This is a genomic window from Ferribacterium limneticum (assembly GCF_020510565.1).
Lineage (GTDB): Bacteria > Pseudomonadota > Gammaproteobacteria > Burkholderiales > Rhodocyclaceae > Azonexus > Azonexus limneticus_B.
Genome location: NZ_CP075189.1, coordinates 2154956 through 2177762, shown reverse-complemented (window position 1 = coordinate 2177762; position 22807 = coordinate 2154956). Strand labels below are relative to the sequence as shown.

21 protein-coding genes are annotated in these 22807 nt (G+C 54.3%); all 21 read right to left on the bottom strand.

Translation table 11 applies throughout. The annotated features are described in order from the left end of the window. Positions 1-91: 91 nt before the first annotated feature. Positions 92-493 carry a type II toxin-antitoxin system tRNA(fMet)-specific endonuclease VapC gene (gene vapC / locus KI610_RS10470; protein WP_226494922.1) on the bottom strand — a complete coding sequence of 134 codons (402 nt, stop codon included), beginning with the start codon at positions 491-493 and terminating at the stop codon, positions 92-94. An 11-nt stretch (positions 494-504) separates the two neighbouring features. Next, on the bottom strand, positions 505-744 hold the full coding sequence (locus KI610_RS10465; protein WP_226494921.1) for an antitoxin: 240 nt from the start codon (positions 742-744) through the stop codon (positions 505-507). A gap of 88 nt (positions 745-832) precedes the next feature. Then, positions 833-1375, bottom strand: a complete 543-nt coding sequence (gene rfbC, locus KI610_RS10460) for a dTDP-4-dehydrorhamnose 3,5-epimerase (RefSeq protein ID WP_226494920.1) — start codon at positions 1373-1375, stop codon at positions 833-835. Next, positions 1375-2253 carry a glucose-1-phosphate thymidylyltransferase RfbA gene (gene rfbA / locus KI610_RS10455; protein WP_226494919.1) on the bottom strand — a complete coding sequence of 293 codons (879 nt, stop codon included), beginning with the start codon at positions 2251-2253 and terminating at the stop codon, positions 1375-1377. The genes rfbC and rfbA overlap by 1 nt, the downstream gene beginning before the upstream one ends. 14 nt (positions 2254-2267) lie before the next feature. Continuing rightward, positions 2268-3155, bottom strand: a complete 888-nt coding sequence (gene rfbD / locus KI610_RS10450; protein WP_226494918.1) for a dTDP-4-dehydrorhamnose reductase — start codon at positions 3153-3155, stop codon at positions 2268-2270. A gap of 2 nt (positions 3156-3157) precedes the next feature. Next, positions 3158-4216: a dTDP-glucose 4,6-dehydratase gene (gene rfbB, locus KI610_RS10445; RefSeq protein WP_226494917.1), complete on the bottom strand. Its 1059-nt coding sequence runs from the start codon at positions 4214-4216 to the stop codon at positions 3158-3160. 92 nt (positions 4217-4308) lie between these two features. After that, positions 4309-5424, bottom strand: a complete 1116-nt coding sequence (locus KI610_RS10440) for a Fic family protein (protein ID WP_226494916.1) — start codon at positions 5422-5424, stop codon at positions 4309-4311. Positions 5425-5596: 172 nt separating this feature from the next. Beyond that, positions 5597-6604 (bottom strand): UDP-glucose 4-epimerase GalE, encoded by a 1008-nt coding sequence (gene galE, locus KI610_RS10435; protein WP_226494915.1) that lies wholly within the window; start codon positions 6602-6604, stop codon positions 5597-5599. 83 nt (positions 6605-6687) lie between these two features. Beyond that, the gene (locus KI610_RS10430; RefSeq protein ID WP_264178718.1) at positions 6688-7743 is read right to left on the bottom strand and encodes a glycosyltransferase family 4 protein; all 1056 of its coding nucleotides are present in this window, start codon (positions 7741-7743) and stop codon (positions 6688-6690) included. A 68-nt stretch (positions 7744-7811) separates the two neighbouring features. Then, on the bottom strand, positions 7812-8918 hold the full coding sequence (locus KI610_RS10425; RefSeq protein ID WP_226494913.1) for a glycosyltransferase family 4 protein: 1107 nt from the start codon (positions 8916-8918) through the stop codon (positions 7812-7814). Between the two features lie 52 nt (positions 8919-8970). Further along, a complete protein-coding gene (locus KI610_RS10420) occupies positions 8971-10068 on the bottom strand; it encodes an acyltransferase family protein (RefSeq protein WP_226494912.1) in 1098 nt (365 codons plus the stop codon). Between the two features lie 25 nt (positions 10069-10093). Further along, entirely contained in the window at positions 10094-11278 is a 1185-nt protein-coding gene (locus KI610_RS10415) for a glycosyltransferase family 4 protein (protein WP_226494911.1), read from the bottom strand. A gap of 2 nt (positions 11279-11280) precedes the next feature. Continuing rightward, positions 11281-13566, bottom strand: coding sequence for a hypothetical protein (locus KI610_RS10410; protein ID WP_226494910.1), 2286 nt, complete (start codon positions 13564-13566; stop codon positions 11281-11283). Further along, a complete protein-coding gene (locus KI610_RS10405) occupies positions 13563-14819 on the bottom strand; it encodes a glycosyltransferase (protein ID WP_226494909.1) in 1257 nt (418 codons plus the stop codon). Before KI610_RS10405 ends, KI610_RS10410 begins: the two co-directional genes overlap by 4 nt. Further along, on the bottom strand, positions 14816-16330 hold the full coding sequence (locus KI610_RS10400; protein ID WP_226494908.1) for a hypothetical protein: 1515 nt from the start codon (positions 16328-16330) through the stop codon (positions 14816-14818). Before KI610_RS10400 ends, KI610_RS10405 begins: the two co-directional genes overlap by 4 nt. A gap of 131 nt (positions 16331-16461) precedes the next feature. Next, positions 16462-17427, bottom strand: a complete 966-nt coding sequence (locus tag KI610_RS10395) for a nitroreductase family protein (protein ID WP_226494907.1) — start codon at positions 17425-17427, stop codon at positions 16462-16464. Positions 17428-17489: 62 nt separating this feature from the next. After that, positions 17490-18614: a polysaccharide pyruvyl transferase family protein gene (locus KI610_RS10390; RefSeq protein ID WP_226494906.1), complete on the bottom strand. Its 1125-nt coding sequence runs from the start codon at positions 18612-18614 to the stop codon at positions 17490-17492. 17 nt (positions 18615-18631) lie between these two features. Continuing rightward, a complete protein-coding gene (locus tag KI610_RS10385; RefSeq protein WP_226494905.1) occupies positions 18632-20140 on the bottom strand; it encodes a polysaccharide biosynthesis protein in 1509 nt (502 codons plus the stop codon). 4 nt (positions 20141-20144) lie between these two features. Continuing rightward, entirely contained in the window at positions 20145-20840 is a 696-nt protein-coding gene (gene epsI, locus KI610_RS10380; protein ID WP_226494904.1) for an exosortase-associated protein EpsI, B-type, read from the bottom strand. Beyond that, positions 20837-21739, bottom strand: a complete 903-nt coding sequence (gene xrtB / locus KI610_RS10375; protein WP_226494903.1) for an exosortase B — start codon at positions 21737-21739, stop codon at positions 20837-20839. The genes epsI and xrtB overlap by 4 nt, the downstream gene beginning before the upstream one ends. A gap of 196 nt (positions 21740-21935) precedes the next feature. Then, the gene (gene epsG / locus KI610_RS10370; protein WP_226494902.1) at positions 21936-22805 is read right to left on the bottom strand and encodes a chain length determinant protein tyrosine kinase EpsG; all 870 of its coding nucleotides are present in this window, start codon (positions 22803-22805) and stop codon (positions 21936-21938) included. Positions 22806-22807: the final 2 nt, after the last annotated feature.

The following is a 22807-nucleotide window of genomic DNA, read 5'->3' as shown; positions in this document are numbered from 1 at the left end:
TCCACACCTATAAAAAACGTTGATTGCTACGGTCAACCGGAAAATTTGGCTAAAAATCAAACCATTAAACTTATGTTGGGCAAAAGGATATTCAAACGCCAACCCAATTCTCAACCTGCAACGCCTTGACCCGGGAAAACTCCCGAAGGTTATTGCTCACCAGAGTCACCCCGAGCGACAGGGCATGCGCTGCAATTTGCGTATCCAGCGGGCCAATCGGTGTTCCGGCAAGCTCCAGTTGCTGCCTTACCGCGCCATATACCTGCGCCGCAGCCACATCGAAATCTGCGATCTCCAGCGGTTCCAGAAAATGTTGCAAGGCCAGACGATTTTTTCCCGAGCCACTTTTTTCGACACCGAAAAACAACTCGGCCACGGTAATACTTGACACACCGATACCGGCCGCCTCATGCGCCCGCAACGCCTGCAGCACCTCAGCCGGCCGGTTCTTGATCGCGTAAATGCAAATGTTGGTATCAAGCATGAAACGCATCTGAAACTCCGTTACCAGGATTCGCGCTGATCGGGCGCGGCAACCTGCTCGCGCTCCGGCATCGGATTCTCGCGATCAAACTCATCCAGCGCCGCAATCAACCCCTCAATGGAAGGCCGCGATGCCGGACTGAGTACGACCCGATCACCATCGCGCTCGATGCGAACCTCGCTCACCCCTTCAAAACGAAATGCCTTTGGCAACCGAACAGCTTGGCTACGGCCATTCTGGAATAATTTTGCAGTTTGCATTTGAGCACCTCCAACAACGATTGATATACCGAGTATATACCATCGAAAAATTATCCGTTTCCGGACGTATTACGGAAGAACCACCCAATCACTCCCCAACCGCATCCTTGAACCGTTGCCCCGCCGCATCCTTGGCCGACAGCAGGGGTTCGCCTTCAAGCTGCCAGTCAATCGCCAGATCGGGGTCGTTCCACGCGATGCAGCGCTCATGCGCCGGGGCGTAGTAATCGGTGGTCTTGTAGAGAAACTCGGCCGTTTCAGAGAGCACGACAAAACCGTGGGCCAGGCCGGGCGGAATCCACAGTTGGCGCTTGTTATCCGCCGACAGCAATTCACCAACCCACTGGCCGTAGGTTTTCGACCCTTTGCGGATGTCGACCGCGACATCGAAGACCTCGCCCTGCACCACGCGCACCAGCTTGCCCTGCGGATGTTGCACTTGATAGTGCAGGCCGCGCAGCACGTTGCGGGCGGATTTGGAGTGGTTGTCCTGAACGAAGGTCACATCCAGCCCGGTGGCCTCCTGAAAGACCTTCTGGTTGTAACTCTCATAGAAAAAGCCGCGGTCGTCGCCAAAAACCTTGGGATAAAGGGCGATCACATCGGGAATGGCCGTCGCTATCGCTCGCATCAGAACACCCGTTCCTTGAGCAAGCCCATCAGGTACTGGCCGTAAAGGTTCTTGATCATCGGCTGGGCGAGCTTTTCGAGCTGGCCGGCATCGACCCAACCCTTGCGGTAGGCGATTTCTTCCGGACACGCCACTTTGAGGCCCTGGCGCTTTTCGATGGTGGCGATGAACTGGCTGGCGTCGAGCAGGCTTTCATGGGTGCCGGTGTCGAGCCAGGCATGGCCGCGGCCCATGACCTGGACGTTCAACTGCTGGCGCTCGAGATAGACGCGATTGACGTCGGTGATTTCCAGCTCGCCACGCGGCGACGGCTTGAGGTCACGAGAGATGTCGAGCACCTGGTTGTCGTAGAAATAAAGGCCAGTCACCGCGTAATTGGACTTCGGCACCGTCGGCTTTTCTTCGAGGCTGATCGCCTGCCCGGCTTTGTCGAATTCGACCACGCCGTAACGCTCGGGATCATGCACGTGGTAGGCAAAAACCGTAGCGCCGCTGGTCTGGGCACCGGCCTCACCGAGGTCGTTGGCAAACTCGTGGCCGTAAAAAATGTTGTCACCGAGGACCAGCGCGCTGTCGCCATTGCCGACAAAGTCGCGACCGATGATGAAAGCCTGGGCCAGGCCGTCCGGGCTGGGCTGGATGGCGTATTGCAGATTGAGGCCCCACTGGCTGCCGTCGCCCAGCAACTGCTGAAAGCGCGGCGTGTCCTGCGGCGTCGAGATGATCAGGATGTCGCGAATCCCCGCCAGCATCAGCGTCGTCAGCGGATAGTAGATCATCGGCTTGTCGTGGATCGGCAGCAACTGCTTGGAAACGACCAAGGTGACCGGGTAGAGACGGGTGCCGGAACCGCCGGCCAGGATGATGCCTTTACGCATGATGAGTCCTCAAATCAAAAAATCTGTTGCAGTACATGGTCCAGCCCGCTGTGCCAATCAGGCAGTTCCAGCCCGAAGGTCTGGCGCAGGCGGCTCGTGTCGAGTCGGGAATTGCTTGGCCGGGGCGCCGGCAGCGGGTAATCGGCGGTGGTGATCGGCAGAATCTCGTCGGCCGTCAGCTTGAGCGGCTTGCCGGCGGCCTGCGCAGCGCGCACCACCGTCTGGGCGTATTCGTGCCACGTCGTGCAGCCCCCAGCAACCAGGTGATAAAGCCCGAACGGGAAGCCCACCCTGCCCTCACGCTGGTAGCGCCCGAGCACCTGCGCCGTCACGTCAGCCAGCAGCGCGGCCGACGTCGGCGCGCCGAACTGGTCGGCGACGATCTTCAAGCCATCGCGCTCGGCTGCCAGACGCAGCATGGTCTTGGCAAAATTGGCGCCGTGCGCGCCAAACACCCAGCTCGTGCGAAAGATCAGGCAATCCGCCCCGCTCGCCTGCAAAGCCTGCTCCCCAGCCAGCTTGGTCTGGCCATAAACGCTTTGCGGGTTGGGCGCATCGGTTTCCAGGTAAGCGCCGGGCTTGCTGCCGTCGAAGACATAGTCCGTCGAGTAATGGATGACCAGCGCGCCAAGACGCGCCGCCTCCTCACCGAAGACGCCGGGCGCCGTGCCGTTGATGGCCCGGGCCAGCGCCGGCTCGGATTCCGCCTTGTCCACGGCCGTGTAAGCCGCCGGATTGATGATCACCTGCGGCTTGACCTCGGCGACCAGCCGGCGAATGGCGTCAGGATCGGCCAAGTCGCACTCCTGGTGATCAACGGCAACCACCTCGCCGAGCGGCGCCAAAGCCCGCTGCAGTTCAAAGCCGACCTGGCCGTTCTTGCCTGTCAGAAGAATTTTCATGATCAGGCGCTGTACTGCTTGCCGACCCAGTTCTGGTAAGCGCCGCTGGTCACATTGGCCACCCAGGCCTGGTTATCGAGATACCACTGCACCGTCTTCTTGATGCCGGTTTCGAAAGTTTCGGCCGGCTTCCAGCCGAGTTCGCGCTCGATCTTGGTCGCATCAATCGCGTAGCGCCGATCATGGCCCGGGCGATCGGTGACGTAGGTGATCTGCTCGACGTAAGGCTTACCGTCGGCACGCGGGCTCAGTTCGTCGAGGATGGCGCACAGCGTATGCACGACATCGAGATTCGGCTTCTCGTTCCAGCCGCCGACGTTGTAGGTCTCGCCCACCCTGCCCGCTTCCAGCACGCGGCGAATCGCCGAGCAATGGTCTTTGACATACAGCCAGTCACGAATCTGCTGGCCGTCGCCGTAGATGGGCAGCGGCTTGCCGGCCAGCGCGTTGTGGATGACCAGCGGAATGAGCTTTTCCGGGAAGTGGTAGGGACCGTAATTGTTGGAGCAGTTGGTGGTCAGCACCGGCAGGCCGTAGGTATGGTGGTAGGCGCGGACCAGATGGTCGCTCGCTGCCTTGCTCGCCGAATACGGGCTGTTCGGCTCGTACTGGTGGTTTTCGGTGAAGGCCGGATCGTCCTTGGCCAACGAGCCATAGACTTCATCGGTCGACACATGGAGAAACCGGAATTCATTTTTGGCCGTTTTTTCCAGTTGACCGTGGAAAGCCCGCACGGCTTCGAGCAGGCGGAAAGTGCCGACGATATTGGTCTGAATGAAGTCTTCCGGGCCATGAATGCTGCGGTCGACGTGCGATTCGGCAGCAAAATTGACCACCGCCCGCGGCTGGTGCTCAGCCAGCAACTTCGAAACCAGATCAAAGTCGCCGATGCTGCCCTTGACGAAAATATGCCGCGCATCGCCATCGAGCGAAGCGAGGTTCTCAAGATTGCCCGCATAGGTCAGGTCATCGAGGTTGATGACCGGCTCATCGGACTGGGCCAGCCAGTCCAACACGAAATTACTGCCGATAAAACCTGCTGCACCGGTAACTAAAATCATGGCTGCTCCATCAAAAATTAATATTCATTTGGCAATTATTTCACGATCCTCCTGCCGATCGCCCACACCATCTCGCCCAATTCGCGCATCGCTCACTCATTCAGCTCATAACTGGTACTACGCCCACCCGCCGTCGACTTGCGCAAAACCCCGCGAGCCAGCAAATCATTGATGTCGCGCAGAGCTGTGTCAGGGGAACACTTGGCAATAGCCGCCCACTTGCTACTGTTGAGCTTGCCATCAAAGCCATCCAGCAGCCGATTGAGCAGCTTTACCTGACGCTCGTTCAAGGGTGTAGTCGCCCAGCGTTGCCAAAAGCGTGTCTTGACCAGAACAGCATCCAGCGTGTGCTGTGCGGCATTAACCGCCGTTGCCAGATTTTCCAGAAACCACTTGAGCCACGGCGTCACATCGAGCGAGCCCTTTTGCGTCTGCTCCAGGATGGCGTAGTAATCACGGCGCTCGCGCTGGATCTGCGCCGACAAACTGTAAAAACGCTGCGGACTTCCATCGGCACGCGCCAGCAACAAATCACCAATCGCCCGGGCGATGCGGCCATTGCCATCGTCGAACGGATGCAGCGTCACAAACCACAAGTGACCAAGACCAGCCTTCAGGATCGGATGATCTTTTGAGCTGCCATTCGCCCACGCGATAAAACGCGCCACCTCCACCGCCAATTGACCGGCCGGCGGCGCCTCGAAATGAACCCGCTGCCGGCCGATCGGGCCGGACACCACCAGCATGGGGCCATTGGTATCGTCGCGAAAGGCACCGACATCAATTTGCGATAGCCCGCTGTAGCCAGTGGGAAACAAGGCAGCGTGCCAGGCTAACAACCGGTCCATCGTCAGTGCGCTCTCACAACGCGCCGTCGCGTCCAGCACCAACTCGACCACACCCTCAACGTGGCGATCCATCGGGGCAAGCGCACCGATATCGACACCCAGACGACGGGCAATGGAAGAACGAACAGACTCGGCGTCGAGTCGTTCGCCCTCAATCTCGCTCGTCCTGAGCACATCCTCCGTCAACGCTGCCAGGCTCGCCTGATCGCGCAAGGCCATGCCAACGTCGGCCAAACGGCCAAGCAACAAGCCTTGGGCACGACTCACGTCAGCCAAAGGCTCAGCCAAGGCGGCCAGATCATAGCGCCATTCCGGCCAATCACCGGCCTGCCAGATGTAAGTGTTGTCGCCGCTAGTCATGTGCAGATTATGGAGCCCACTCTTCGTCAAGGCAAACCATTAACCGCAAAAAATGCGGAGAATAAACGAGCTATTCTCCGCACTGAACATCATGAACCCCGCATTTCAAAATTAGCCAAAATTTCCGGTTGACCGTGGCGGGTCCACTTATCGCCGCCAACCAACGCCTTTCTCAATACCCTTCTGGATTCCCTTCCTGCCAACGCCAGGAATCCCTGCACATGTCATCCAGATCGAACTCGGCTCTCCAGCCCAGCTTTTCAAACGCCACCGCGGGATCAGCAAAACAACTTGCGACATCCCCCGCACGTCGCGGCAAGATTTGATACGGAACCGGCTTTCCGCTCGCACGCTCGAACGCAGCAACCACATCCAGTACACTGTAACCACGCCCCGTACCCAGATTCACGGTAATCAGTTCTTCCGCCTTCACTAGCGCATCAAGCGCAGCCAAGTGACCACGGGCAAGGTCAACGACATGGATATAGTCCCGCACACCAGTTCCGTCCGGTGTCGGGTAGTCGTTGCCGAACACCCCAAGTTCGGCGCGACGCCCAACAGCAACCTGCGTCACATATGGCATGAGATTGTTAGGAATACCCTGCGGGTCCTCACCAATCAAGCCACTGGGATGCGCACCAACCGGGTTGAAATAACGGAGCAATGCAATCCGCCAAGTGGGGTCGGCACAACTGATATCACGCAGCATTTCCTCGATGTGCAACTTGGTGCGACCGTAAGGATTTGTCGCCTGCAGAGGAAAACTCTCACAAATCGGCACTGCATGAGGATCGCCATAAACGGTTGCCGATGAACTGAAGACCAAGGTTTTGACATTGGCTTCCGCCATGGCCTCAAACAAGCGAAGGGAACCGACGACATTGTTATCGAAATAACGAATCGGCTGCGCCACCGACTCGCCGACCGCTTTCAAGCCGGCAAAATGGATCACAGCATCAATCGGGTATTCAGAAAATATCCGCTTCAACAGAACCGGATCACGAATATCCCCGTCGATCACCTGCGGCCGACTTCCGGAAATCGCAAAAATCCGATCCAGAACCTTTGGTGAACTGTTGGAAAAATTATCAAGAATCACCAGATCGTGTCCGGCAGCAATCAACTGAACCACGGTATGTGAACCGATATAGCCGGCCCCGCCAGTTACCAAAATCATCATTCACCACTCAGAAAATTAGTTCTATGGGAAAAAGTTTGAAACGGTCCCTACCTCACTGCCACGCCATTGCTTCAATTCATTCTTTAACGCAGCAATGACCTATAAACCGCCGCGGTTTTTCGTGCTATCTCGTGCCAATTGAATCTTGAAGACACCCAAGCCCGTCGCTCATCGATCTTTTCCTGTGATCGCGGCTGCGATGCAAACGCACGCAACCGGTCCGCGAGCGCTTCGGTGTTTCCCAACGGAAAGTAATGCTCGTCGGAGAGCCCAACCTCAAGATTGGCCGGAATATCGCTGGCGATGACCGGCAATCCATACGACAGCGCCTCCAGAAGCGCTATGGGCAAGCCTTCGTGAGAAGACGGCAAGACAAACATCCCGGCATGGCCATACAACTCGCGCAAAGCATTTCCGGTTTGCAGGCCAGTGCATACGATATTCGCAGACACCTTGGCCCTTTCCAGCACCTCAAGCACATAAGCATCCGGATGGTCCGATGCACCAACAATCGCTAGCTTCCAACCCGGCAAGGCGGCCCGATTGAATGCCTCGATGAGATCAAGGTGGCGTTTTTCCGGCACCAAACGGCTCACCAGCACCACATACTTCCCTGCCTCAAGGTCAAAGCTATCGAGCGTACCGGTCAACGTAGGCATCTCAGGCAGCACAACACCATTCGGAATCAGGTCACTTCCCCGGTTATGCGACTGCAAAACGATATTGGCGATTACTTTTGAAATAACAATCCTGGCATTGGACCAGCGCATGCCAAAACGCTCACCCATGCGCAGGGCCAGCTTCGCAAAGCGCCCCCATTTTTGCCGGTCGTAATCCGGGCCGTGATGCGTAACGACCACGCGCAAGCCGAGCAGTCGGGCCAGCGGCGCCATCAATGCCGGGCCAATCGCCTGGATGTGCAACACATCCGGGCGGGAGATCAGCCCCGCATAAAGCACACCAAGAAAGGTGTGCACGATGGCTTCAAGACCTTTTGATTTTGGCGCCCAAATGTTCTTGAACCGAACATTTCGCCATTCAGTGATCTCTTTTGGCTGGTAGGTCGAACGCGCAATGACCTCGACCGAGCAGCCCAATTCTGCAAGCAAGGGGCAGAGGTTTTCGGCGTGAGTTTCCACTCCACCCTGGACCATGGGAAAACCTCGCAGGCCAAGCATCGATACCCGGAGGGGTCGCACTCCCGCACTCAAGATTTGAATACCTCAAGGATGTCGCCCGCCAACTTCGACCAACTGTAATCCGACTCCAGCAACGCTCGCCCGTTTCGCCCCATTTGAGCCGATTGCTTTGCATTCGAGAGCAAGGCCAAAGTCTTGTCCACCATCGCAACGAAGTCATTTGGCGATGCCAGCGACCCAGTCTCACCCTCAATCACTAGACCACGGTAGAAAAGGAAGTCCCAAACCACCACCGGCAGCTGCATCGACATCGCCTCCAAGCAAGTTCCCGGCAAGCCCTCGTAGTAAGACGTCGACGCATAAACCCGGCTACGGTTGTAGTAACCCACCATCTCCGAAAAAGGCAGCTTGCCGGTCAACACCACGTTTTGTGCGAATGGCGCCAAAGCCTCCGTCACCCAGGCATCGTCATCACCGTAACCGACGATGCAAATCCGCACATCCGACTTCCTGGCGATCAACTGTCGGCAATACTCCACCATCGCCCTGCTACCCTTGCGGAATTCGATGCGTCCGCAAAACAGCACATCGAACTCTTTAGCCGCTGACTCATCCGGAGTAAACAACTTCACGTCTGCGCCGTTCGGGATCACCGTTACCGGCCCCTTGAACCCGTAAGCCAGCACCTCCTGACGCCCCTGCTCGGTCAGCGTGATCACCTTGCTCGTCAGGCTGAAAATACGGCGCTCCATCCAGGACTTGATCGTCAGCGAAGCATTGCTCCACTGGCTCTCGAAATGCCGCGTTTCGTAAAAACGGCCTGACATACCTAGATATGTAGTGTGCGCCGTCAGCACCACCGGAATTTGCCGCGGCAGAAAAAGCCCGGGGATTAGCGGTGGAAAATGCAGATTGACCCACTGGATCTTCCTTTCGCCATGCAGGCGGATCAGCAGCTTGCGCGCCTGCAAACCCCAGATAAAAAGATTGAACCGGCTGGAACTGAAAGGGATATGGATAATTTCCACGCCGGGATAGCTGCGCTCGACTCGATGCTCGTCGCCAGTCACCAGATAGATTGGCGGATGACCAGACGGAAGGTTGGTCAGAAAGGAGTCGAGATAACGGGCTATGCCGCCGACGCCGTAGAACTGGGGGTAGACAATGGCAATCACAAGAATCTAACAATCTGGTGGACTGAAATTAACGAACGGAAGGTGTTAATCATTAGGCGTACCCTCGGCTTTTAACTAGTTGTCGACCAAAAACCACAGCAGTATTTTCGATTAAATTGAATGAAAGCTTGGCTACCATGTAACAAAGTATCGAACTAACAGCTATATAAATAAAAAAACCGTACACAGTCTCAGGCGAAATAAATTTCGCAACAAATGCAAAGCAGAGCATATGCATAAGGTAAAGCGAATAACTTATTTCACCCAAACCTGACACGATCCGACTGTTGAGTGATTTATATGCAATTGAAAATATAAATATAGCCACCGCTAAAATATAGGCATAAATCACCGCTTCAGGCGTAAACATCACAAACCCCTTTTCGATAGCTGCAGGAACGGGGAAAATAATCCCGGACGAAATTGGTACCGTCAGGAAATTTAGGAGAATATAGGCACAAGCAAACCACCCAGCTGTTTTGTTTTTCTGAACAAAAGCCAGCCTCAACAAATTTCCAGCAAAAAGAAAAGATAGGTGAAATAGAATAAATTGAACCGGCAACTGCAGTTGAAATATTTTGTTCAGCCCAATGGCAACGGGTGTGGTCAGATTCATGCTGATGGCGATAAGGCCAACCGCCCATGCCTTATCGAGTAATTTTAATCGAAATAATATTACACAGCACCCATAAAAAACCAACTCAATAAACAGGGTCCAAAAAACCCCACTCATCTCATTAATCCCAAATAATTTAGGCATCATTGTTGCGTTTGCAAATATATCAAAGTTCGAATACTGCCGCTGAGAGCTTTCAAAACTCGCCACTGAAATAAGAATCAGGAGCAAAGTTGCCCAATAAGCAGGGTAAAGTCGAAAAAAGCGACTAATAAAAAACTTTTTTAATGCCCCAGCACCTGGCTTTAGACTATTTGGAATTATAAATCCACTGATTAGGAAAAATAGAATAACGCCAAACCTCCCTAAATCGACGGATTCAGCAACGATAAATTTAACACTTGAATACATAGGGTGAGTAGAGTTATATGTGTGATAGACGTAACCAAGAATATGTTGGACGCAAACCGCTATAGCCGCCCAGCCGCGTAACACATCTAGATAATCCAATCTTGCATTATTTTTTGTATTCATTTCTAATTTAACGCCACACTATTTTTCAGTCGTTTAATATAATTTCTAATTCGATTACCAGTCGTTCCCAAGTATAGGCACGCATCACTTTTTCCCGACCACGCCGCTCCATTTCTGCTTTCTTCTCCGGATGAGCCAGCACGTCACAAACCGCGTCAGCCAAGCCATCAGGATCATCGGGCACCACCAAAATGCCATCCTCACCACTGACGACTACTTCTGGCACCCCACCCACCCGAGAAGCCACCAGACAACTTCCTGACGACAAGGACTCAAAAACCACCAAAGGACAAGGGTCTTGCCAGACTGAAGGGAGGCAGACAACATCCACTGCCGAATATAGATAACGCAACTTGTCGTGTGGCAGGAACCCGGTGAATACGATGGAATCGCTGACCGGTTCCGCCAGATTGACCAGCTTTTGCTCATACGCCGTCTTGGCGGCCCCCCCGAAAAATGACGAGCCGGTAATGATCAGGCGGGTATTCGGCATCCTGGCGTGGATTTTCTGAAACGCTTCGATCAGGACATGGACACCTTTGACCTCGGTCAGCCGCCCTACATAAAGCAGGTATCGGCAGGCCGGGTCAAGGGAGACCAGTCCGGCAAGCGCTTCCAGCGCTTCGTTGCCATAAGGACGAAAGATTTCCGGATCGGTCGAGTTGACGATGACGCTGAATTTGTCCGCATATTCAGGAAAAGACGCTACGGCGCAGCGACGGATATAGTCACTGACGCAGATAATCCGGTGAGCTTTGTTCAGGGCTCGCCGGTAAAACGGGCGAAAAAGCCGCGCGGAGAGATGATCGTTATGCATGTGCAACACAATCTTTTGGCCCGCCTTTTTATCGAGGAACAAAAGAATGTTGGGTTCGTTGTGCAGATAAACCACATCGAAATCACGCACGACTTTGGCTACCCGCCGGCCATACGAAAAGACATTCTGTATCTTGGCCAGATAGCGCAACGGGTTCTTCCAGGTCACGCGCTCCTTGATGTGGTGAAAGAACCGCTCCAGCGGTGTCCATGGAATACCGATGTACTCAATCGTACCGTGCCCTGCAATGCCGGCCGGTCGGGAAACCATCGCCAATCGGCGGTCTGGCGATGCCATGCGTCGCGCTGCTTCATCCACCCAATGCTCGACGGCACCGCCGCGTACGGGTGGGACCGGTAATAGCTCAGGAACAACAATTGCGATGGAATCCACGACTACTCCTGACTGACGATTTCAAAATAGGTTGTCGGCCCATGGCTCAGACTGGCCGTATCCAGCACAAAGCTGATGCCGTCGGCTTCCCAGGCTACCGGGATCGTATCGCCGCGTTGTCCACGCAGATTGTTCGAATACACCTTTAGCTGCGCCGCATTCCGGTTTCTGAGTTTCAGCTTGACCGTCACAGCCCGAATGAGCACTGGTTTCTTGCCTAAATCAAGCAGCGTGGTTTCAGCCGGATCAGAAAAACGCATCCCGCTGTTGCGCGCATCCGTTGCCAGAACAATCAACATTCGCTTGCTGGAGCTCAAAGGAAGGCCATCCATCGACGACACCGAAACTAGCGCCGGCCCGTCGGCCTCCTCAACCTTGAGATAGTTGAGTGCAATTGGCTCCGGCGTATCGAATACCACCGCTTCAGTATTCGGTGTCACCACAGTGAAACGCTTGTTCTGACTATCCAGGAGCAACTGTCCCGTGTCGCTTTGATATAAGCCCTTGACCTGATTGGTGCGATTGCTCGAATCGATCAACCCAGCCTTGCGTAAGGACTCCACCCGGCTCTTGAAACGGTCGTCAACGACCAGATTCGTCTTGTTGAATTGGGGCGCGAGGTTGCCTGCATAGTCACGCGCCAAGGTTTCAACACTGGCCACCAAGCTTTGCCCGCTCCGAATTGCCTTACCGGAAGCCTTGAGACTGCTGTTACCGGGTTCAATTTGAGCGTCGTATTTACTTGTAGCCTCCGCGCGCCCTTGCCAATCCAGCCCGATACCCGTCACGAAAGCCAGTCGTGAAATGTCGAGCGGTATATGGCTCAAAAATGCATTCTCGCCAAACACAAAGCCGGGGTTCAATTTAACCCCCAGCATGTACCGGGATGGCGCTACGTCACCGCGAAGAAAAAGCAATGCTGCCAGCGTTTCATTGGCACGCGCGATGGGATCCAGGCCAATAACAAAGGGATAAATCGCATCTTTTCGCCCGCCCGGTGCGGCGTAGCTGAGATCGATTGCTCCAGCATGCTGGGCGATCATGTCCCATCCCTGAAAACTCGCATACGCCGGCACAGCAAGGGCCGATTCGCGCCGATACTTGTTCCAGAAAACCTGCCCATATTCAGCAACCGAAAATGCCTTCCCAAGATGTCTGCCGGCAGCGAGTTCAGCGACATACTTGGCCCCACCCTCAAGCATGCTGTCCTGCCGCATGATCGAGCCAACTGTAGAAAATTTGGTGGGTTCAAAATAATAGTTATGGAGATCAATCCAAGCGAACTGCCCACGAGACACATTCGCGGCGGGCGAGAGCCAATTGTCATAAGCGGTCACCAAGCCTTTGTAACCCAACAGCCTGAGATATTGGGTCATCCAGTCGGCGGTATTTTTTTCCAACTCGACAAAAAATTGCTGAGTATCTGCCATACGCAGACTTGTCCAAGCGTTTGGTTTGGGAAAACCTACCGTATTGGTCTCTAGCGACTCACCTAACCTGAGTTCGCCTTTCCATGCATTAGCCAGCGCCGCCTGATTACCGTATTTTTTTCGTAGCCAATCAGCAAAAACCGGTCGTAGTTCCTTAGGGACGCCATGGCGTGTAACAAAGGCCAACCCACCTTCATTCACCATGATCAATCCGGCAAGCGCCGGATCAGTCAGCGTGCTAACCCCGGTATAAGGGTTAATCGAGCCAAGCATCCGGGCCATCAACTGTTTCCAGTGCGCCTGCGCCTCCGTATCGAAATAGACCCGTAACTTGGCATGACGTTGGTCAATCCAGCGTTCCTTGATGTTGCCGTAAGCAGCATTGTCGGAAGTGAGCCCATTCAGAATGTAGTAAATACCTTCCCGCTTTAGCGCGGAAAGCAAGTAATGGAAACGATCCAGTTGGTCCGGGTCAAAATCGAAATCGGCGCGACGTTGAGACATCAGGGTCGCTTCGACAAAATCGAGGCGCGCCATGTTATAGCCGTGCATGCGCAATTGCCTGGCATAAAGGTCGGCCATGGCGTGATCTGGGAAAGAGCCGGTAGCCACTCCAAAACCAAGTGAAGCCATCAAAAACCGTTGTGGTTGCGATGGCTTGTCTTGCAATGCAAACTGCCCTTTCAGGCTTACCACGACTGGACTCTGGACAGCCTTGCGCGGAGCAAGCAGACCGGAAAAATCGAGGATGCTGCCTGACTCCACGACAAGCGATACATCTTTGACTGGAAGCCATTGTTCCGCTGCCACACCCGCAAATGAAAACAACGCGAGTAAGAGAAATGTGAATATTTTCATTTGGCAGCCTCAAGCATAGGAGTTGTGCTTCTGCGAAGACTTAGATAGACCTCTGCCACCATCTCAGCAATGCAGTTGTATCCTCGTTTACCCGTAACATACTGATGTCCTTTTTCACCCATTGCTCGCCTCATTTCTGGCGCATTCAAGAGGCTAACCACAGCATCCCCAAAAGCATTGCTTTCCAAAGAGACGCACAACCCAGCTCCACTTTCTGCTATCACTTGCGCTTGATCTGGATTGTCATTGACGATCACTGGCACCCCCAGCGCCATGTACTCTACCGCTTTTGTGGGGGAACCCATGTCAAGCAAAAAACCTCGAGGACAAGGAGACAGGCCAACCTCCGCAGCTTTTACATAGCTCAAAGCCTTTGTTACAGGCAACCATCCGGTCCAGAGTACATATTCGGCCACACCAATACGTTCAGCTTCTCGCTTCAACCAGTCACGATGTGACGCGTCCTCAGTATCACCAACCAGAACCAAGAGAATGTTGGGAATCTGTTGTTTGACTAGGGCAAGCATCTGAAACAGGATTTCGATCCGCCTGACTCGATCAAGCGTTCCAAGATAAGCCACCACACGCTTGCCTGTGAGGCGCGCATCATCGGCTGGTTGAATACTCTCGGGGCTGGCGGTTTCAGTATCCACACCCATGGGGACCGGTGTCATCAGCAACATGGGGACACCCTGTTTTGCCAGATCCAATTGCATCTGATTGCTCTGCACAAAGACATGGTCAGCCCTCGGCAACACAATCCGATACAACAACCATTTGCCGAAGGTGCCCTGTATTAGCGGGAACCAGAAACGCATTCCGCCCTTTAGTCCACGGGCCTTGGCGCGATCGATCTGTCCTTCTGATTGCGGATACGACAACCAGTAGAAAAAGCGGATACCCTTCATCCTTGCTACGACAAGCCCAGCCAGCGCCGTAACCGACATATCGCGTACCTGAATCGCATCGTATTTTGTTGCATCTATCGAGATCAGCGCCCGCAGGTTGTGCCAGAACTTGACGACATACTGGCCAGCGCGATTGCGCGGGACATGGCATAACCGGGCTTGACCGCCCCCCCATGGCACATCCGGCAGACCTGTGCTGGCAATATCGCGCTCAGTCACCAAGTCCGATGTCACTCCGTGGCGAGGCAAATATTTTCCGAACAAAGCGACAACATCGGGGCGAAAAGTCGGCCACTGTTCTGCGGTGAGATAGAGCAAGTGCATACGCAGGCTGTCGGGCTTCATTGGGTCACCCGGGCGGCCAAAACAAGATCAGCCTTGTTTTGTCTCAACAGAAAAGCCAGGTACCCGATCACGGTGGCGACGATGAGTTCCATAGGCAACAAATTGACCTGGCTATCCGAATACAACGAAAAGAGAAAAAACGATGCAATGGCAGACTGGATGGCAAGCAAATCGGCTCGAACGACTTGAGATCGAGTGCTCTTCCAGAGTCGGTTGGCGGCACGCCAGGCCGCAACAAATACCGATGTGTACAACACAAAACCAAGCATGCCGACATCCCAAAGCAAGGTCGATATCGTTGTCAGTCCAATACCGTACATCGGATAACGTGCTGCAATATGGCCCGCGCTTCCGGAAATTCCATAGGAACTGCCCAAGCCATGACCGAAGAGGAATCCGAGAGGGTCATGCCAGCCCTGCATCGACCACCAGAAGCTCGCTACGGTCGAACGGTTGAGGTACAAGCTGCCGTAACCCTGAGTACCCGCGTTGTACTTCAATGTCGCTTTGATCACATCTGAAAACGTGCTGTCCAATATGAAAAAAACATAGACATAAGCCATTGCTACGGTCATCAGGCCAAGCACAATGAAAGCCGGCAAAAAACGGAATGGATTTGTATAGAACTCTCTGCGCAAAGCCACCACACCCATCAGCGGAATCATGACAACGACGATCTTGGTTTCGCCCAGAGTGAGCGGTGCAAGCAAGATCAGGCCTGCTACGGCGAATTTCCAGGTTGACAGCAGTCCCGCACGCCACCGCATCAGGACAAATACAAACGCCAGCAATACAAGTAGGGCCATTACTGAATTTGGGCTACCGCCCAGCAAATTCGCCCCCAGCGTTCCCGCTACGACGTCCATCGCCTCGGCACTCGCCCCGCGTTGGGGTACTAGAACAAAACGTTCGTATATGGCAAAGGGCAATTGCAGCAAGGCAATCCCCAGCAACAGTTTCAGCCAGCGCTGAAAATCGAGTGAGGTAATACTGAGCGTGGCAAAAGCCAACATCAAGCCAAGCATCTGAAAATAGCGTTTAAACCCGACAATGAATTCGCCGGCCGACGACCACTCAAGCAGCGTCGAAAAACTTGCCTGAAGGACAAAAACTAGCGCAAGCCAGACAAACAGGGGTACGTCCGGACTACGCAGCAGTTTCATTAATGCCGGTAGCCACAGCAGGAAAGCCATCAATGCTATCGCCCAGGACACTTTGTCGAGGCCTTGCCCACCAAGTGAAAGCAAGGCTCCGGATGAAAGCCCCAAAGAGAGCACCAACCAGATCGTAGCTTTCGGTGCCAACAACAGGAACACGCCGCCAACAAGGCCTACGCCAAGGCCGATCATGACCGGGTTGGCAGTACTTGCAAGCCAGCCAAACAATACTGCGCAAGTCAGCAGACCGGAGATCAATGGCAGATCACGGATATTGGTTTGGCTGGCGAGTTTCTTTCGGGAAAGAACACGCCAACTCATGCCGCCGCCTTTTAGACTGCCTTCAGTAATCAACGAAGACCTCCGGAGGATGGCGCATTTTCAGCGCGGCGCCATAACAGCCCATAGGCGCGGTAACGCCCGTCGTAGTGGTCACTATTGATATTCAACATCACGCGGTCTTTCGCATTTCTCGACAAGCTTAGTCAGGCGCCATGCATTACGAGAATCTGATCCACCGAGGGTCGATATGAACGCGCAACCCTAAACTCATCAGGGAGAATGCCCACGGCCAGCAGCATGATGATTTGTTCGGACGGCGGAATGGCTGCGGCGGCGCGCATCAATTTGTCGTCGCCCGACTCCTTTGACCAGTTAAGGCAGCAGCTTCCATATCCCAAATCATGCAAGGCAAGGCACAGGGACATTGCGAACATTCCACCGTCGATCCAGGGCTGATAACGCTCAGCAACCCCGAGGAAACTCCGCAGTTCCGAGGTAACGACCAGTACGACAGATGCCTGGTCACCAAAGCCCCGGCTGCCGTTCTGGATAGCAAGCAAACGTTCAATCTGCTTGGCATCAGAGAAGGCATGTACGCGCCAAGACTGACGATTACAAACCGATGGTGTTTTTTGTGCAGTTTCGACCGCGCTTCGAATATCTGATTCTGGGATTACCCCGCCGGCAAACTGCCGGACACTGTATCTGGATTCAAAGAAGCTTTTAAATCCAGCATTCCGCGCTGCCAGCAATCCGGCTCGACTAAGGGGCAAGACTCCGCCAGCCCAGGATTGAGACTGTTCTAAGGGAATATGGTACTTGTCGAAAATTACAGATAGTCGATTACGCACATAGTCCGCTGGATGCCCAATACGTTCGTGATAGTCAAGATAACCTTGCAAAGCTGATATCGCAGTAGTTGCAGGATCGGTAATGCCATATGCCCCCAGATAGGCATCCACATCATCCAGCAAGCCGGGAATGACGTTCATGCCAAAGCCCGCACGGGGCGAAGCAAGGCTCAATCCCTTCTCGACCTGATGGTAATAAAGCGTGATTCTGGCTGCGCGCTCCGACCGTGAATCGCGGCTCTTGTTCAAGCCGGAGTAAGCCAAGAACCGTCGATAGTCGTAGGCATGCCCTGGCAGCAGCTTGACTGCGAAATACATATCTCTTAGCAGCTTATGAAGCGCTGCCGGTGTATATCGAAGGACAAGGGTTTTATATGACATCAGGCAGCCCCTTCGGCCAACGCTAGTTTCAGAAAATCGAGCGATGTTTTCCGTAGGCCAAGCAAACGTTCATTGAAAACGTCGTAGGGTGCCGGCGTCGTTAATATCTGGTCCATGAGGGAGAGGTCATTGACGATTCTTGACCCCATGCCGAATTGATCCAATAGATAGCGCACCTTGTTGGCATTGCTGCCGAGCGGATTATCGTCTCTTACGAATGTCGCGAACTGCTTGGCATTTTTCATCGAAAAAATGCTGCCATGAAAAGTATCGGTCACAACAAACGCGGCATCCTTGAAGACTTTTAAAAGCTCAAAGGGCGAGACGACAATATTCTCATCGCACCATGCGTGATAGGAACCAGCTGAAACAATCTTCAATTTATGCTGGGCGGCAAAATCCTTGACTGCGCGGATTTCCTCTACCGAATCCATCCGTCCCTCGTACGCATAGACGAGGATGTAGTTACCTTCAACTACGCGCTCTTGCGGCATGACGTCGTCGAAGTCGAAAATCAGCGTCGGGTCTACAACTAGGGTAGGCGACTCACCTGTACAACGCTCGACCAGAAGTCGCGTATTTTCATCCCGAACTGAAACGTGCTTCATGCGACGTAAGCCAGCAGCGATTTCCTCCACCATGCCATCGGTGACCACATCTTTGGCATTAGCATAACCAGCTGACGGTGCATAACTGAGTATCAGGGGCGCATTGATGCCATGGCCAAACAAACATGGCACGTAGCCAAAAGCGTGGTTCTGGGTGTAATTGAACACTTCGTCACTGCCAATAACCACCGCGTCCGCAACGAGGCCATGGTTAGGCTCCTGTGGCACCTCAAGCAATCCCCAGCAAGTCTGTTTGAAGTAATTATTGAACTTTCGCCGGAAAGCACGTTTCTTCAGTGTTCCTTCGAGATCGGCGATTGCCTGAGGAATCTTGGCGACCTTGTCAAGAAAGCCGGGGGGACTGACTTTCTTGCCTTTGTGGCGCGGTTCGCCATTTTTGAAATCCCTGAATGTCACATGATGGCCGAAAGACTCGATCACGCTCTTCAGTGCGTACGCCTGCATAAATGAGCCATAGTTCAGCACTCTATGCATTGTCAAAATTCCAACTTCCATACGAAGAACCTTTCCTGTTATGCCTTTTCACCGATCAATTCGCGGGCAAAGCGTATCGTCGGTTTCAATTGAATTTTCAAGAACAAAAGACCAAAAACCATGAGCGTAACTAGTAGAGAAATACTCCAGTGAATCCCTGCGTACTGACAGAGCTTTCCTGCTAATACCGAAATCAGGAAGACCACTAACGACCAGCCAGTTCCAGCCCAATCGTGGGAATATCGAAAGCCCATGGAGGCAAGCCTATGGGCAGTCCAATAATTGGCAATCACAAGTGCTAGCAGATTCGCGATTGGAAATGCGACTGCCCCAAGCAAGGCATATCCGGCCACGCCACCAATTACCGACAGCGACAAGAAAAGATTTGTTGGAATCAATATTTCGTAGTGGTCAACCATTTGCGCCAGGACTTCAAGTACCAGTCGCTGCGTTTCAAGCCCAAGAAAAACGAGTAGCACGCATAACAGCACAACGCTGTGCTCCACGTACTTCCCCCCCGAAATGAGACCAAGCAATTCCTCGCCGCAAACCAGAAGTACTGCAAGCATTGCAGTCAGGATGACCAGATTGACTTGTAGCGATTGCTCACACAAACCGGCAGCAACAGAAAAGTTGCGTGTTGTCGTATAACGCGCTACGACAATTGGCCGAATAAGACCGATCAACAATTGGGTAGGCAGATACCGCTTTGCATACTCGTAGAGAGAGAGCGCAAAACCAAAACTTGCCATCATCACGCTGCCGAACATTGCGCCACCGACCAGTCGGTTCGTATTGCCCCCGAACGGCAAGGTCGCCAGATGCTGCAGGTACGCCGAAGTAGCAAACCGGATAACCTCGGTTCGATTGGTATTGTGCCAATCGTCATCCACATTCTCGTCGCCATTGGACTTTTTGGACCAAAGTGAATCAAAAATGCCGAACAACATTACACACATTGCTCCAGCCTCGCAGATAACCTCAAGCCAGATGACATCCGTCAACATGACTTGATTGCTATTCGTGAGCCACAACATGCCAACGCACCTGCCTACTGCTATAAGAGAAAATGCAGTTTGAGCAGTGCCTTGATGCAGCATGGATTCCAATATTTGGGATAGGAACTGATTGGTCGACCTGAGTGCCACGATGAGCAGAAAGGCCTCCAACGCGTGAATAGCGTTACCAACCCCGATCCAGGAACCAATGCTGTCGGAAAATAACCAAGCGACGCCTAGCGCACAAACGAGCACGATAGAACGTAGCCCAAAGGCGGCAAGAACAATAAATCGTAAAGCAGATGCCTGGTAACTTGCATACAACTCAGGCACGTATCGCAGGATGACGTGGGTAAGCCCAAGACCAGAGACTGCGGTAAAAACTTCAACCAGGGCAACCAGAATCGAATATGTCGCAAAATCGCCAATTGACAGGCCATGGACGACAAGCACCATAGCCAGCAATCCACCAACGGCAGAGACGCTCTTGCCGATGAAAAAATTCAGGAGACCCCGCTTGACTCGAACATTTCCAAAACGCGCAACCATCGTTTTATTTCTGACCAGCGTTCGCTGGCAAGCCAGTCAGTTTTAGCCTATCTTTTTCGGAAAGGCTAGTAATAAGCGCGCGAACGAAATCCTGCTGCATAGCGTAGGCGCTCTCTGTGTCCTGATTAATGCTTGAAACCCTAAATAGCAGGCCATCAGGAATTTGCCTCCTGAAACCGAATTTGAGCTGGGTCAACTTGGTGTTCAGTCCCCCTTGCACTAATTGGTCACCCAAGGTTGTCCAATAAGTGACAGGCTCAACTCTGCCTCCCAATTTGGTCAAAAGTCGTTTGACCAGGATGTTGCCCGAGTCCGTTTCCAAAACGCCAATTTCATTGGAAAGCACGACAAAACCTTGAGCGGGGTAACAAACCTCGGGATAGTGCAACTGAACGGAATCACGCTGATCTTCTCCATAGGCAATCGAGAGCATGACTCGGTTACCCAACTCATCGACAAATGTGCGAGAGAGTGTCTGGGTATAAATTTTCTGAAGCATTTCCTTTTGCTGTGGATCGATGATCTGCGTAGCAGGCTGCAGCTCTTCTTTCCAAACCCCAAATGCGCGCGGGATCATGGTTTCCAGTTCCACTTTTGGACCTTGGTCAGCGATCTTGTTCGTTGGCCGCATGGCGACGGCCAGGCCAGCACTGGCCAGCATGAGCACGAGCAGGATGATGTTGCGGAGCGGTAGGTTCATGCTTGCACCTTGTTCACGACAGCCTGTCCACGCCAGCGCTTTTCGCCGAGTTGCAGCAGCGAATCAACGCCCATGATGATCAGCAGCGCAGTGATGAACAGCACCATGCCGGCAAAGCCGTGCAGGAAGCCCTGCCCTGCTTCGTCGCCGAAGTGGTAGGTGATCAGCGTCAGCACCATGACGCGGATGACATTGGCGGTGAAGGAGATGGGAATGATGAGGATGGCCAGCGCGACGTTTCTGAAGAAGGAGTCGTGGCGAACGATGTTGAGGTAGAGCAGGCCAAGCGCTTCGAGCGTGAATAGCGTTTGCAGGCCGGCACAGGCGTCAGCGACGAGCAGTTTGTACTGGCCGATCTGCAGGATGACGCCGGTGCGCGAGATGGGGTAGCCCACCGAGTAGAGGACGTTTTCGGCGACGTAGGAGACAGCCATCTTCATGGGCAGCGTCAGTGCATCGACGAAGGCACCGGGCAGCGGGATCATGAAGAGCAGGAAGAAGAGCGGGAACCAGGCAGCGCCCAGGGCTGCCCAGCCGCGCAGGATGAGCAGCAGGCTGGCGATGACAATGATTTGCGAGCCGACTTCAAAGAGCAGGATGTCTTGCGAACGGCCGATGGCGTAGAGCAGCAAGCCGAAGATGAAGAGCGGCCAGCCGGCCTTTGAAGGCGCTACCGCCATCTCGTGAATCACGAGGCGCTGTTTCCAGAAAAACCACAGGGCGACGCTAAGGATGATGGGGCCGTGCGCCTGGGCTTCGGTGGCCCAGATGGTGCTGGAGAGATCGACCCAGGTGGGCACATAGAGTGCGATGAGGCCAATGAGAATTGGGAACCATTCGGCAATGGCCGGGCGGGATTGTACCGGGAGGGCCTGCCCGTTTTGTGCTGTGTGGTTCATTGCCAGACCTTTGACGGCTGATTGCTACGGTCAACCAGAAATATTGCCGAAAAATGAAATGTCATAGGCAGTGCATCTCGCAAAAACCGGGGATAACCCCCGGTGTTTTTGCTGTGCATATCGGAGGAGCGTCTGTTTCTACGGCGGAAACGCGCATCCGAAGAGCAAAGCGAGAAGGCACTGAACAGCATGCTGGCTACCCGTTGTTGAGCACGGCGCCGATGACGGCAACGCCGCTGTGCTGCAGCGAGGTAACGAAGGCTTGCAAGGCGGGCGCGGAGGAGATGTCCTTGCGAGCGACGACAACAGCACCGCGGGTGCGGGCGGCAATGGTCTGGCTGTCGGCAGTTTCTGCGCCGGCCGGGGTGTCGACAATCACGATGTCGTACTGACCGGCGGCGGTGGCCATCAGCGCGTTGAAGACGGGGCGGGCCAGCAGTTCCTGCGGGTTGGGCGGGGTGGCGCCGGCCGGCAGAACGGACAGATCGATGAGGCCGGGGATGCGGGTGACGGCTTCGGCCAGTTCGGCCCGGCCGGCCAGCAGGCTGGAAAGACCGAGCTTGTTTTCGAGGCGGAAGAGCTGGTGCTGGCTCGGGTTGCGCAGGTCGGCATCGATCAGCAGCGTGCGTTCGCCGAGTTGCGAGAAGACGACGGCGAGGTTGGCGGCAGTGAAGCTGCGGCCTTCTGCCCGGCCCGCGCTGACGACGGCGAGCGTCTTGTGGCCGACATCGGCGTCGAACCAGCGCAGCATGAGCTGGCTGCGCACGGCGCGCAGTTGTTCGACGATGGGGCTGAAGGGTTTGAAGGCGGCGACGACTTCTTCGCTGACGCGCTCGTCACCGGGCATCAGGTAGGGGTAGTCGTACTGGCGGGAGAGTGCCTGCTGGATGTCGGCCTCAGAGAGCAGGCCGAGCTGGATGGCGGCATCGCCAAAGCGCAGGCCCTGCTCTTTTTGCAGCTTGAGGATGCGCTCGGCTGCTTCCGGCGTCAGGCGGCCGTTGTCGATGAGAATGGCGCCAATGGAACGGCCGGCGCCGGTATCGAGTTTTTCGGTCATTGCGTTCATGT

Bases quoted from the DNA above. Each gene is read 5' to 3' on its own strand.
- rfbA (WP_226494919.1), bottom strand. From the start codon at position 2,253: ATGCGTAAAGGCATCATCCTGGCCGGCGGTTCCGGCACCCGTCTCTAC.
- KI610_RS10405 (WP_226494909.1), bottom strand. From the start codon at position 14,819: ATGAAGCCCGACAGCCTGCGTATGCACTTGCTCTATCTCACCGCAGAA.
- galE (WP_226494915.1), bottom strand. From the start codon at position 6,604: ATGATGATTTTGGTAACTGGCGGGGCCGGCTATATCGGTTCACATACC.
- rfbC (WP_226494920.1), bottom strand. From the start codon at position 1,375: ATGCGAGCGATAGCGACGGCCATTCCCGATGTGATCGCCCTTTATCCC.
- vapC (WP_226494922.1), bottom strand. From the start codon at position 493: ATGCGTTTCATGCTTGATACCAACATTTGCATTTACGCGATCAAGAAC.
- KI610_RS10385 (WP_226494905.1), bottom strand. From the start codon at position 20,140: ATGGTTGCGCGTTTTGGAAATGTTCGAGTCAAGCGGGGTCTCCTGAAT.
- KI610_RS10420 (WP_226494912.1), bottom strand. From the start codon at position 10,068: ATGAATACAAAAAATAATGCAAGATTGGATTATCTAGATGTGTTACGC.
- KI610_RS10390 (WP_226494906.1), bottom strand. From the start codon at position 18,614: ATGGAAGTTGGAATTTTGACAATGCATAGAGTGCTGAACTATGGCTCA.
- KI610_RS10395 (WP_226494907.1), bottom strand. From the start codon at position 17,427: ATGTATTTCGCAGTCAAGCTGCTGCCAGGGCATGCCTACGACTATCGA.
- rfbD (WP_226494918.1), bottom strand. From the start codon at position 3,155: ATGAAAATTCTTCTGACAGGCAAGAACGGCCAGGTCGGCTTTGAACTG.
- KI610_RS10410 (WP_226494910.1), bottom strand. From the start codon at position 13,566: ATGAAAATATTCACATTTCTCTTACTCGCGTTGTTTTCATTTGCGGGT.
- xrtB (WP_226494903.1), bottom strand. From the start codon at position 21,739: ATGAACCACACAGCACAAAACGGGCAGGCCCTCCCGGTACAATCCCGC.
- KI610_RS10440 (WP_226494916.1), bottom strand. From the start codon at position 5,424: ATGACTAGCGGCGACAACACTTACATCTGGCAGGCCGGTGATTGGCCG.
- epsI (WP_226494904.1), bottom strand. From the start codon at position 20,840: ATGAACCTACCGCTCCGCAACATCATCCTGCTCGTGCTCATGCTGGCC.
- rfbB (WP_226494917.1), bottom strand. From the start codon at position 4,216: ATGATTTTAGTTACCGGTGCAGCAGGTTTTATCGGCAGTAATTTCGTG.
- epsG (WP_226494902.1), bottom strand. From the start codon at position 22,805: ATGAACGCAATGACCGAAAAACTCGATACCGGCGCCGGCCGTTCCATT.
- KI610_RS10465 (WP_226494921.1), bottom strand. From the start codon at position 744: ATGCAAACTGCAAAATTATTCCAGAATGGCCGTAGCCAAGCTGTTCGG.